We start from the raw sequence: 12509 nt of genomic DNA, 5'->3' as shown, positions 1-12509 counted from the left end.
TCAAAAAAGGCGCCGAAGCGCCCCTTTATTGTTCCGTGCCACCTTAGCCGACTAAGTCGAGCAAGGCCTCCAGAGGGTGACGGGGACGCTGCTTCTCATAGCGCTTCACCTGGGAGCGGCAGGAGTAACCAGAGACCAGTACCTCCTCGCTGGCCGCTTCGATGGCCGGCTTCCAGGAGAGGTCATACAGATCTTTGGAGATGGCCAAATTGCCCTTCTCATGGCCGAAGGTACCGGCCATGCCGCAACAGCCACCAGCCTGATGAATCAGCTCGCCACCAAAGTGGTTGAACAGTTTCTGCCATTCGGCCACCGCCTGAGGGCGGAGACTGTTCTCGGTACAGTGGGTCATCAGCTTGTAGGCAGCCTCCCCCTTGGGCTTTTGTGGCCAGCGCTCAAGCTGAGTCACCAGGAACTCGTTGAACAACAGCACCTGGAAGTCACCCCGGGCATCCCCCAGCACCAGGTTGTATTCGTCCCGGTAGGTGAGCACCAACGCCGGGTCCACCCCAATCAGGGTCACTCCGAAGCTGGCCACCCGGTTCAGCGCCCGGGCGCTGCGGGTAGCGGTCTCGGTGAACTTATCCATAAAGCCCTTGATGTGCTGTGGCTTGCCGTTGGGCTGATAATCCATTACCCGCACCCGGTAACCCAGGGCCTGCAGCAACTGGGCGCCACGCTCCACCACCACCGCATCGTAGTAGCTGGTGAAGGGGTCCTGCACGATCACCAGGGTATTGGCCAGCTCCTCATCGCTCAGCCTGGCCAGCTCCGACTCATCCAGGCGCAGCTCTGCCGGCAGACGTTGTGCCAGGGTGGGCACCGACAGTGCCGGGGTATCCACATAGCCGAACAGCTTGCCCGCCGCCCAGCCGGACAGCGGATTCTGGGTCATCAGGTTCACCAGGCGAGGCACCTTGGCCATCCACCCCAGGGCCGACTCGATGCCAGCCACCAGGTAGTCCTTGGCCGGTCTCAGATAGCGCTTGTGATACAGGTGCAGGAATCGGGCTCGGAAGTCGGGCACATCCACCTTGACCGGGCAGCCACCGCTGCACGCCTTACAGGCCAAACAGGTCTGCATCGCCTCATAGAGCTCATGGGAGAAATCCTGGCGCCTGTGCTGGCCCAGACTGGCCTTGATGCGCTGACGCAGGGAGGCCATGGGCACCGCATCCAGATCGGCGGTGTTCACCCCCTCCTGCTCCAGCAGCCTCAGCCACTCGCGCATCAGGGTTGCCCTGCCCTTGGGTGACCACACCCGGTTGCCGGTAACCTTGTAGGAGGGGCACATGGGGTTGTTGGCGTTGTAGTCAAAGCACAGACCGTTGCCGTTGCAGCTGATCGCCTTGTCGAACTGGCTGCGGGCCGCCTGTGGCAACTGACGGTCGAAGCTGCCCCGCTTGATTTCATCGATGCTGTACACATCCTCCTGAGATTCGAAGGGGGTGCAGATCTTGCCCGGGTTCATGCAGTTGTGCGGGTCGAACCAGCCCTTGATGCGGCGCAGGTCATCGAACAGCTCGCCGAACACCGCCGGGCCATACTCGGAGCGTACCCCTCGGCCATGCTCGCCCCACATCAGACCGCCGTACTTGCGAGTCAGCGCCTCCACCTCGTCAGAGACGGTGCGCAATAGGGCCTCATCTGCCGGGTCGCACATGTCCAGGGCGGGACGCACGTGCAGCACCCCGGCGTCCACATGGCCAAACATGCCGTATCTCAGTTTGTGGCCATCGAGCAGGGTGCGGAACTCGGCGATGAAGTCCGCCAGCTGCGCCGGCGGCACCGCGGTGTCCTCGGCAAAGGCGATGGGTTTGCGGGCGCCCTTGGCATTGCCCAGCAGGCCCACCGCCTTCTTACGCATCTGGTAGACCCGGGCGATCTCCCCCTTGTCCAGACAGACTCTGTGGCCCAGCACCCCCTTGGCCCCCTCGGCCAGCAGCCGCTCCAGGTTGGCCAGCTTGGTCTCGACCTCCTCCTGGCTTCCGGCAAACTCCACCATGTTGATGCCCGCCATGGCGTCATCGAAGGCGCTGGGCACCAGCTCGGAGACCTGATGCCAGATAATGTCATCCTTGGCCAGACCCAAAACGGTGGAGTCGATGGTCTCCACCGCGGTGGCCTCCGCCGCTACCATGATGGGGGCGTGGCGCAGGGCAGAATCGAAGCTGTCGTAGCTGATGTTGACCAGGGCACGGTGGGTCGGAATCCGGGTGAGATCCAGCTTGGCGCTGACCACAAAGGCCAGGGTGCCCTCACTGCCACAGATCAGCCGGGTCAGATCCAGGGTATCGTTGTCGGCGTCATAGGCGTGACGCAGGTCGTAGCCGGTCAGGAAACGGTTCAGTTCCGGGAAGGTCTGCTTGATCTGCGCCTGCTTGTCGCGGCACAGGGTCAATACGGCGTCCGCCAGCTCCTTGGCCCGACCGGTGAGCGCCTGGCGGGCCTCGGCGTCCCAGGGGCCCGTAGTCAGCAGGGTGCCGTCATCCAATATGCAGGTGACGCCCAGAACATGATCCGAAGTCTTGCCATAGACCAGAGAGCCGGCGCCGGAAGCGTCGGTGCTGATCATGCCGCCGATGGTGGCGCGGTTGGAGGTAGAGAGATCCGGGGCAAAGAACAGGTCGTGGGGACGCAGTGCGTCGTTCAGGGCATCTTTGACCACGCCACACTCCACCTGGACACTGCGTGCCTGGGCATCGATGTCTGACACCCCTTGGAAGTGACGGCTGGTGTCCACCACCAGGCCAAAGTTCAGGGCCTGACCATTGGTGCCGGTCCCCCCGCCCCTGGGGGCGAAGTGGATCCCCTTAAACGCCGGGGAAGCCGCCAGGCGCAGCATCAGCTGCAGGTCGTGGGCATCCTTGGGGTAGACCACCGCCTGAGGCATAAACTGATAGACGCTGTTGTCCACCGCCATCGCCAACCGGGCGCTGTAGCTGAGATCGATCTCGCCACTAAACCCCTGTTGGGCCAATTGTTCCGTAAAATTCTGATAGCGCGCGTCCAGTGTCTGCGCTGTAGGCAATGATGGGATCATTCGACCGCAAGTCCCCAGATGAATACTTGCTCGAATCATATAAAAAAAGGGGGCGCTTTAGCAGCGCCCCCCTCATTATTCTAGTATTGACCAGACTTATTTCTGGGTCAGAGACTTGCCCAGGTACAGCCAGGTCTCGACCACGGTGTCTGGGTTCAGGGAGACAGAATCGATCCCCTCTTCCGCCAGCCACGCCGCGAAATCTTCATGGTCGGAAGGACCCTGACCACAGATGCCCACATACTTACCGCGAGCCTTGGCCGCCTGAATCGCCATGGAGAGCAGCGCCTTAACCGCGTCGTTGCGCTCGTCGAACAGGTGGCTGATGATGCCGGAGTCACGGTCCAGACCCAGAGCCAGCTGAGTCATGTCGTTGGAGCCGATGGAGAAGCCATCGAAGTGATCCAGGAACTGATCCGCCAGCAGGGCGTTGGAGGGCAGCTCGCACATCATCTGTACCTGCAGACCGTCTTGACCACGCTTCAGGCCGTTCTTGGCCAGCTCGGCAATTACGCCTTCCGCTTCGCCCAGAGTACGAACGAATGGAATCATAATCTCAACGTTGGTCAGGCCCATCTCGCCGCGAACACGCTTGATGGCTTCACACTCCAGGGCGAAGCAGTCACGGAAGGAGTCATCGATGTAACGAGACGCACCGCGGAAGCCCAGCATTGGGTTCTCTTCCTCAGGCTCGTAACGGTCACCACCGACCAGGTTGGCGTATTCGTTGGACTTAAAGTCAGACAGACGAACAATCACGCGCTTGGGGTACACGGAGGCGGCGATGCACGCCACACCTTCGGCCAGACGGGCAATGTAGAACTCAACCGGGTTGGCGTAACCGGCCATCAGCTCGTCGATCTCCGCCTTCACATCGGCTTCCTGATCGTCGTAGTTCAGCAGCGCCTTGGGGTGCACACCGATCATGCGGTTGATGATGAACTCCAGACGAGCCAGGCCGATGCCTTCATTGGGCAGACGACCGAAGTCGAACGCGCGGTCAGGGTTACCCACGTTCATCATGATCTTCATGGGCAGCTCAGGCAGGTCGTCCACCCGGGAGGTGGTCACGGAGAAGCCAAGCTTGCCGTCGTAGATGTAGCCGGTGTCACCTTCGGCACAGGAAACGGTCACTTCCTTACCATTGGTGATCTTGGCGGTGGCGTCGCCACAGCCCACTACCGCAGGGATACCCAGCTCACGGGCGATAATGGCGGCGTGACAGGTACGGCCACCACGGTTGGTCACGATGGCGCTGGCGCGCTTCATGATCGGCTCCCAGTCAGGGTCGGTCATGTCAGTAACCAGAACGTCGCCGGGCTGGATCTTGTCCATATCTTCGATGGAGTCCAGAACCTTGGCCACACCGGCACCAATCTTGTGACCGATGGCGCGACCTTCGGTCACCACGTCGCTGGTGCCTTCCAGGTTGAAGCGCTCCATCACCTGGGCGTCTTCGTTGGAGCGCACGGTCTCTGGACGGGCCTGTACGATGTACAGCTTGCCGTCGATGCCATCTTTGGCCCACTCGATGTCCATGGGACGACCGTAGTGCTTCTCGATGATCATCGCCTGCTTGGCCAGTTCCAGCACCTCTTCGTCGGTGACGGAGAACTGCTTCTGCTGCTCGACGTCTACGTCGATGATCTCAACCTGTTTGCCGTGGGCTTCGTCACCGGAGTACACCATCTGAACCAGCTTGGAACCCAGGTTACGGCGCAATACCGCCTTGTGGCCCTGAGTCAGAGTTGGCTTGTGTACATAGAATTCGTCAGGGTTTACTGCACCCTGTACCACCATCTCACCCAGACCATAGGCGGAGGTCACAAAGACCACGTCTTCGTGGCCGGATTCGGTGTCGATGGAGAACATCACACCGGAAGAGGCCTTGTCGGAACGCACCATGCGCTGGATACCAGCGGACAGAGCCACACCGCGGTGGTCGTAGCCCTGGTGAACACGGTAGGAGATGGCACGGTCATTAAACAGAGACGCGAATACGTGCTTGATGGCCACCATCACGGCATCGATGCCGCGAACGTTCAGGAAGGTTTCCTGCTGACCGGCGAAGGACGCATCGGGCATGTCTTCGGCGGTGGCGGAGGAGCGAACCGCGAAGGATGCGTCTTCTGCACCACCCTGGTTGAGCTCGTTGTAGGCTTCCTGGATCGCCTCTTCGAGGGCGGGCTGGAAGGGGGTATCGATGATCCACTGGCGGATCTCGCCACCGGCCTTGGCCAGGGCGTTCACGTCATCAACATCCAGGGTGTCCAGAACGGTGTGAATACGCTCGTTCAGTCCACTTTGCTCAAGGAACTCATCATAGGCCTCCGCAGTGGTAGCGAAACCACCGGGTACCTGAACGCCGGCGTTAGCCAGGTTGCTGATCATCTCACCGAGAGACGCATTCTTACCGCCAACTCGGTTGACGTCGTTCATGCCAAGTTCTTGGTACCAGAGTACATATTGGGTCACTGTTCTGTCCTCACAACCTCAGATTTATTATGACACCCCTTCCTACGGGGTCGCTGGCATCATACACTGGGCCTAAATAGCCATAAAAGTCTAATTTTTCTTGTAATTTTATTACTACATGAGGCCCGGATGACCCGCAAAGTATTCTACATCTCCGACGGAACAGCCATTACTGCAGAAGTGTTTGGGCACGCGGTTTTGTCCCAGTTTCCAGTAGATTTCGAACAAAAGACCATCCCATTTGTGGAAACTCTGGCGAAAGCTGAGGAAGTTCGAAACCAGATCAATGACTGTTTTATTACGACGGGAGAGCGTCCTCTGATCTTTCACTCCATTGTGAACCCGGAGATCCGAGCCATCATCTACTCGTCGGAAGGACTGGATTACGACTTCCTGAACACCTTTGTGGCCCCCCTGGAACAGCAGTTAGGGATCAAGGCAGACCCCAAGGCCCACAGAACCCACTCCATGGCCAACGAGTCCTACAACGCCCGTATCGACGCCATCCACTACGCCATGGACAACGACGACGGGGTGACCCTGAAAAACCTGGAAGAGGCGGACGTGATCCTGATTGGCGTCTCCCGCTGCGGCAAGACCCCCTCCAGCCTCTACCTCTCCATGCAGTTCGGCATCAAGGTAGCCAACTACCCCTTCATTGCCGAAGATATGGAAAATCTCAAGCTGCCGCCTGAGCTGAAGAAGTATAAGAAGAAGCTGTTTGGTCTCACCATCAACCCTCAGCGCCTCACCGAAATCCGTCAGAGCCGTCTGGCCGACTCCAAGTACGCCTCCGCCCGCCAGTGTCGGATGGAAGTGAAAGAGGTGGAACTGCTGTTCAAGAAGGAGAAGATTCCCTTCCTGAACACCACCAACAACTCGGTGGAGGAGATCGCCACCAAGATCCTGTCGGAAACCGGGCTGGAACGGAGCATGTTCTAAACCCGAACAAGAAAGGGCGCCAATGGGCGCCCTCTTTTTTGGTCTGTAGCAACGTCAGTGCTTGTGCTCCGGGTAGTAAGGGGCCAGCGCCTCAATCGCCTTGGACAGGGCATCGGCGAACTTGGGATCAGCGTTCTGCTTGGCCTTCATCGCCGCCACTATCACCTCATGGTGCTTCACCAGTCGCTGCTGGTAATCCTTCTGGCTGGACTTCACCCTCTGGGTCAGGAAGTAATCACTGATGGTAGAGATCACCTTCTGAGCGTGCTGCTCCTTGTTCATGACCCAGCGTACCATCTGGTTCTGTGACTGAGCATCCCCTTTGCCAGCCAGCTCCGCCATCATGGCGCTGGCCTTGGCCACCGTGGCGGCGTCCTCCAGCATCTGCTTGACCCTGGCATGATCATCGTAAATGCCACAGGGCACCTGACAGTGTGACCAGGCCAGGGGCGACAGCATGCCCAGACACAGGGTAAGCAGCATCAATACTCTTTTCATCATTTCCCTCTCCTTGATTTCTGCCCTGGCTCCGGGGCCCCCGCCAGCAAACCATTCAAAGGCGGTGCCTTTTTCCAGTTCCAGGTTCAATTTCCCCAAGGAGTATGGCTCGACAATGCGCACTCTGCCGAAAAAATGCGCCAATAAAGAGTCAGAAGTGCCGATTGCCACGCCAACTCGGTTTTTCCGATAATTTATAGCCATCTGTTCGATTTTTTATTTTATAAGAATTTGATATATTGAAGCCATGGATTCGAAATAATTATCACATAATACAAAAAGGAGATAATCATGATGAACAACTCGGCGAAGACCCAACTGGCCACCAAGGCTGCACCTATCGCCATCGGTCTGTTTCTGTTGGGTGTGGTGATCACATCCACTTTCTACACAGTAGATGAAGGCCATGTGGGCATCGTCAAACGCTTTGGTCAGGCACAGCAACAAGTTAACCCCGGCCTGCACGTCAAGATTCCCCTGGCAGACTCGGTGCAGAAGCTGGAGATTCGCACCCGCAAGAACGTGGAAACCCTGAAGGCCGCCACCCACGAGCAGATGCCGGTGGATGTGGACGTCTCCATCAACTGGACGGTGATCCGCAGCGAAGCGTTCGACCTGTACCGCAACTACGGTGGCCTGGACCAGTTTGAAAACCGCATTCTGGATCCCAGGTTGAGATCGGCGGCCAAAGACGCCATCGCCCGCTATAAGGCGGAGGAGATCGTTCAGAACCGGGGCAAGGTGATCGCCAAAATCGAGGAGAACGTCATCAGCACCATGAGTGAGTTCCCGGTGAAACTGGACAGTGTGCAGATAGAGAACCTGGTGCTGCCGCAGAAGTATCTGCAGAGCATCGAGACCAAGCAGACGGAGAAAAACCTGGCGGCAGCCGAAAAGCACCGTCTGGAACGCCAGAAACTGGAGGCCCAACGGGAGGTCAACACCGCAGAAGCCAAGCGAGACGCGGAGAAGGCCAGGGCCGACGGTAACGCCTATGCCATCCTCACCGAAGCCCAGGCGGAAGCGGAAGCGATCAAGGTGAAAGGCCTGGCGGAAGCGGAAGCGATGCGCGAAAAGGCTGGCGCCATTGCTCAGAGTCCTCTGCTGGTGGAGTACGTCCGCGCCCAGAACTGGGACGGGAAACTGCCCAGCACCATGATGGGCAGCGAGCAGAACGTCCTGTGGAATCTGGACCAGAAGTCCGCCATGCGCTAACCAGAATGAGGAGGGGTTACCCTCCTCTTTTTTTGTCTGTTTTTGGTACAAACGCTCTCAAGCCACTGGCGTGATTTGGATTGTTTCCTTACCTAACGCCAAAGATTGGGTATAATCCGTCTAATTTGTTGCAAACGGCGGGCCCCGTCCCGCTCTGTTGTAGGCACACATGACTTTTAAAACCGATGAACTGCGGACCACCCTGCTGTGTAAGGTGATCTCCCCGGCTGAGCTGGCCCGCGAATACCCTCTCTCCGATGGCGCAGCAGAGGGGCTCCTGAGCGCCCGACGCCAGGTAGAGGCGATTTTAAGTGGCGAAGATCCCCGATTGCTGGTGATCATTGGCCCCTGTTCCATCCATGATGCGGACGCCGCCCTGGAGTATGCCGAGCGCCTGGCCGGACTGCAGAAGGAGCTGGCCGAGGACCTGATGATCGTAATGCGGGTCTACTTCGAGAAGCCGCGCACCATAGTGGGCTGGAAAGGCCTGATCTCCGATCCGGACCTGGATGGCAGCTTCAGCGCCAACAAGGGGCTGCGTAAGGCCCGTAAACTGCTGACCGACATTACCGAGCTGCGCCTGCCCATCGCCACCGAGTTCCTGGACATGGTCAATGGTCAGTACATCGCCGACCTGATCACCTGGGGCGCCATTGGGGCCCGTACCACGGAAAGCCAGATCCACCGCGAGATGGCCTCCGCCCTCTCCTGCCCTGTGGGCTTTAAGAATGGCACCGACGGTAACCTGCAGATCGCCATCGATGCGGTGCGCGCCTCCCGGGTACCCCACATCTTCTACTCCCCGGACAAAGAGGGGCAGATGGCGGTGTACCGCACCCATGGCAACCCCTTCGGCCACATCATCCTGCGCGGCGGCAAGTGCCCCAACTACCAGGCTCAGCATGTGATTGACGCCGGTGAGCGACTGACCGAGTCCGGCATCAGTCCCCGCTTGGTGGTGGACTTCTCCCACGGCAACAGCCGTAAGGAGCACCGCCGTCAGTTGGAGGTGGCCAAGGACATCATGGAGCAGATGCAGCAGGCCCACGGCCATACCATTGCCGGTGTGATGGCCGAGAGCTTCCTCAATGAGGGCAATCAGAAGGTAATTCCCGGTCAGAGCCTGATCTACGGCAAGAGCATCACCGACGCCTGCCTGGGTTGGGAAGAGAGCGAAGTACTGCTTCGCGACCTGGCCGAAGCCAGCCGGGCCCGCAGACAACGCTGATGAGATCTCATTGCTGATCCGATCTCCAGGGGCGCCGCGCGGCGCCCCTTTGTTTTTGGACTAAATTTGCATAAAGTAATGGCATTATTAGAAAAAGGACTCATGAAGCCATGGACCAGCACGCTCGCTCTATCCTCATCGCCGACGACCATCCTCTGTTTCGTCAGGCGCTGAAGCAGTCTCTCAGCCTGTTTATGGCGGATACGCGCTGGTTGGAAGCGGACAGCGCTGACACCCTGGAACAGCGATTGCGTGCCGAAGCGGATATCGACCTGGTGCTGCTGGATCTGCAGATGCCCGGTTCCCATGGCTACTCCACCCTGATTCACCTGAGGAGTCACTACCCTGCCATTCCGGTGATGGTGATCTCCGCCCACGAGGATGGTCAGACCGTGGGTAAGGCGATTCACTACGGCGCTCAGGGCTTTATCCCCAAGTCCGCCCAACCACAACAGCTGGCAGAAGCCCTGCAACTGGTGCTCGATGGCGAACTCTACCTGCCTCCGGGCATGGAAGGACTGGCTGACGAGGAACATGGCGAGGATGACATCGGCGCCCGACTGGCGGAACTGACCCCGCAGCAGTACAAGGTTTTGCAGATGTTTGCCGAGGGATTGCTCAATAAGCAGATCGCCTACGAGCTGGACGTCTCTGAAGCCACCATCAAGGCCCACGCCACCGCCATCTTCAAGAAGCTGGGAGTACGAAACCGTACCCAGGCGGTGATCGCCCTTCAAGGGCTGGATATGGACAACAAGCCGGTCTGAATCGACGGACTTCGCTCCAGGGGACAAACTCCCATCATCAAATGGCTCCATATTGAACTACCATGCCGGTTGGGCGGCTGCCCAACCGTCGTTACTTGGGCGGGTTCCCTGCCCAAGTCATCAGACCTTGGCCGCAATCCCTCCCACTGGTAGTGACCACCTTCAAGGCCCTTTTCCCAAAGCCGCCTCAGGCTCGCCTCTTACCTTCGACCGCCCTTCCCATCCCCAAAACCCAGTTCACCTAAGAGATCACAAACAAAACAAGTGACAGATTAGATCAAAACTAACTTGATCGTAATCATAATGACCAAGCCCCAATTGATTAATATAACCCCAATGAAAGCAGGCCTAAACAGGCATTTTCAGGACATCTATGTCAGTCATCTTGATGAGTGAATCCTTTTAGGTTTGATTTGATCAAACATTTTGCCCTCCAGTGAAGATCAGGACGATTGACGATAGCGCACTTATGGACAACGACACACTAGGACTCAAATTATGAAACATCACCTGGTCGCCCTGGGCATTTTGCCCCTGGCATTCGGCGCCCTGGCCGCCGATCTGGACAGCCTCTATGGTCCGGTCATGCCGCCCGCCTACATCAAGGCTTACGAGGTCGACAACCACCATCAGATCGCTCTTAACCCTTATCTGCAGGTAGGCAACAAGGCACACCCCATCTATCTGGACAAAGACCAAGGCTACGTCTGGGTCATCGACGAACAGGGCAACCTGGTGATCGCCCCCGAAGTCACCTCCCCCTGGGGCGTGAAGTACAAGCAAGGGATGATGAGAATCGAAGACGGCAAGATCAAAAAATGGGGCTACAAGGAGAAGTATGGCCACACCGCCCTGGTCGGAGGCGCCAAGGCCCGCATCGGCGGCGTACTGGAATACGAAAATGGCCAGTGGCTGATCAACAACAAATCCGGACGCTACAACAAGCGCCGGCCAGGGCGGACTGACGAAGCCCTTCACAATGCGGGAAACTACCTCATCGACATCGCCCCGCAGATACAATCCCTGGAATATGAATACCTTAAAGACTATGGCCCGGCCAAACCCATCTCCTTAGGACAGATGGAGGATATAGAGTGGCACTACATGATCGATGAGAAGTATTTCTGGGACGGTGAGTCCAAGTCGCTGGGCGAGGCGTTCCTTAAAGCGACGCCCTACATCGACTGGCGCGCCAAGGTGAAATTCAAAGAGGGCTTCTATCTGGATACCGCCGACCGCTACCTGAAGAGTCGCAATGAGATCTTCCGGGTACGACTGGACGTCAGCAAGCCGAAAAAATCCAAGTTTACCCATAAGGTACGCGCTGCCGACCTGGCCCGGCTGAAGCCCATGGTCGATGGTGAAGGGGAGATCGACGTCTCCTTAGATGGTGACAAGTATGGCTTGGCCACCGATGTAAAATTCAACATGTTTCAGTTTGACTTCTACAACGCCTCCACCACCGAGATCTTCGACTACCTGATGTATGCCGATCGCAAGGCCTATAAACAGCTGACCCCGTTGATGCGCCATGGGGCTGACAAGGTGCTCAAGACCGACATCATGCGCCAATCCAAGTACAAAGGCTGGATCAACCAGGGTCCGTTCAAAGGCCAAGAGATCGAGATTCAGATCTGGAAACAGGTTCGGCATCCGGGCCAATACGGCAAACAGGGACAATACGGCGAGCCACTGCTGTTGGAAATTGGCTTTGAAGGCAAAACCAAACAGCGCGCCGACCTGGACAAGCTCAATGACTGGCTCTACGCCAAGCTGAATCAGAATGGGTTGCTGGCCAAAGACCAATCCCTGTCCAAGACCGAGGTCGCGTTCTCCGTCAGTGGGCGTTTCCAGGCTCAAAGTGCACCCAAACAGCCCGACCTGTCTCCGGAGATCACCATCGCGGCACTGGACGGCATCAAGGCCCGCAATCTGGACGGCTCCATCAATGTCAAAACGGGTGGTCAGACACAACTGGTTTCAGGCCACTCAGGTGTGCAAGGTGAGGTCTACCAGTCCTTAGCCGATGGCCAACCCCTTCAGGCGGTGGTGCTCGGTGGCCGCAAGGGCGTCAAGGTTCAGAAAGCCTGGGTTCTGGGCGCCCAGGAGGGTCACCTGGTGGCCGTCGCCGTCGGCAGCAAGCTGGATAACCCCAAGATGCGATCCGACATCACCCGAACCCTGGACAGTGGCACGCCGCTGCCAGGTTATGAGCTTCTGGGCGAGTCCGCAGTGGACTATCTCAAGCCCCTTATTGACGCCAACATGGATCTGAAAGGACGCAGCAACCACCTCTACTTCTGGCCCGGCACCGCCGAGTAAATGTCCGGGGCTGCCTGAT

8 protein-coding genes are annotated in these 12509 nt (G+C 58.1%); 5 read left to right on the top strand and 3 right to left on the bottom strand.

Annotated elements, in window-relative coordinates; translation table 11 throughout:
* Positions 1 to 43: 43 nt before the first annotated feature.
* Together ydiJ and ppsA are read right to left on the bottom strand one after the other, a co-directional pair.
* Positions 44 to 3043, bottom strand: coding sequence for a D-2-hydroxyglutarate dehydrogenase YdiJ (ydiJ, locus tag QUE41_RS07175; protein ID WP_286342193.1), 3000 nt, complete (start codon positions 3041 to 3043; stop codon positions 44 to 46).
* A gap of 96 nt (positions 3044 to 3139) precedes the next feature.
* Positions 3140 to 5518 (bottom strand): phosphoenolpyruvate synthase, encoded by a 2379-nt coding sequence (gene ppsA, locus QUE41_RS07170; RefSeq protein WP_286342192.1) that lies wholly within the window; start codon positions 5516 to 5518, stop codon positions 3140 to 3142.
* Positions 5519 to 5647: 129 nt separating this feature from the next.
* Here ppsA and ppsR point away from each other — a divergent pair, with 129 nt between their 5' ends.
* The gene (gene ppsR / locus QUE41_RS07165) at positions 5648 to 6460 is read left to right on the top strand and encodes a posphoenolpyruvate synthetase regulatory kinase/phosphorylase PpsR (RefSeq protein ID WP_286342191.1); all 813 of its coding nucleotides are present in this window, start codon (positions 5648 to 5650) and stop codon (positions 6458 to 6460) included.
* 54 nt (positions 6461 to 6514) lie between these two features.
* Here ppsR and QUE41_RS07160 read toward each other — a convergent pair whose 3' ends face one another.
* Positions 6515 to 6961 carry a superoxide dismutase, Ni gene (locus tag QUE41_RS07160; RefSeq protein ID WP_286342190.1) on the bottom strand — a complete coding sequence of 149 codons (447 nt, stop codon included), beginning with the start codon at positions 6959 to 6961 and terminating at the stop codon, positions 6515 to 6517.
* A gap of 288 nt (positions 6962 to 7249) precedes the next feature.
* Here QUE41_RS07160 and QUE41_RS07155 point away from each other — a divergent pair, with 288 nt between their 5' ends.
* From QUE41_RS07155 to QUE41_RS07140, 4 genes are all read left to right on the top strand, one after another.
* On the top strand, positions 7250 to 8173 hold the full coding sequence (locus QUE41_RS07155) for an SPFH domain-containing protein (protein ID WP_286342189.1): 924 nt from the start codon (positions 7250 to 7252) through the stop codon (positions 8171 to 8173).
* A gap of 169 nt (positions 8174 to 8342) precedes the next feature.
* Positions 8343 to 9401, top strand: a complete 1059-nt coding sequence (locus tag QUE41_RS07150) for a 3-deoxy-7-phosphoheptulonate synthase (protein WP_286342188.1) — start codon at positions 8343 to 8345, stop codon at positions 9399 to 9401.
* A 110-nt stretch (positions 9402 to 9511) separates the two neighbouring features.
* Entirely contained in the window at positions 9512 to 10168 is a 657-nt protein-coding gene (locus tag QUE41_RS07145; RefSeq protein WP_286342187.1) for a response regulator, read from the top strand.
* A gap of 498 nt (positions 10169 to 10666) precedes the next feature.
* A complete protein-coding gene (locus QUE41_RS07140; protein ID WP_286342186.1) occupies positions 10667 to 12490 on the top strand; it encodes a hypothetical protein in 1824 nt (607 codons plus the stop codon).
* The last annotated feature ends 19 nt before the right edge of the window (positions 12491 to 12509 follow it).

The sequence above is a fragment of the Ferrimonas sp. YFM genome, assembly GCF_030296015.1.
In the GTDB taxonomy this organism is placed as follows: domain Bacteria; phylum Pseudomonadota; class Gammaproteobacteria; order Enterobacterales; family Shewanellaceae; genus Ferrimonas.
Note: the sequence above shows the minus strand (reverse complement) of the source record. Positions and strands in the feature narration are given on the sequence as shown.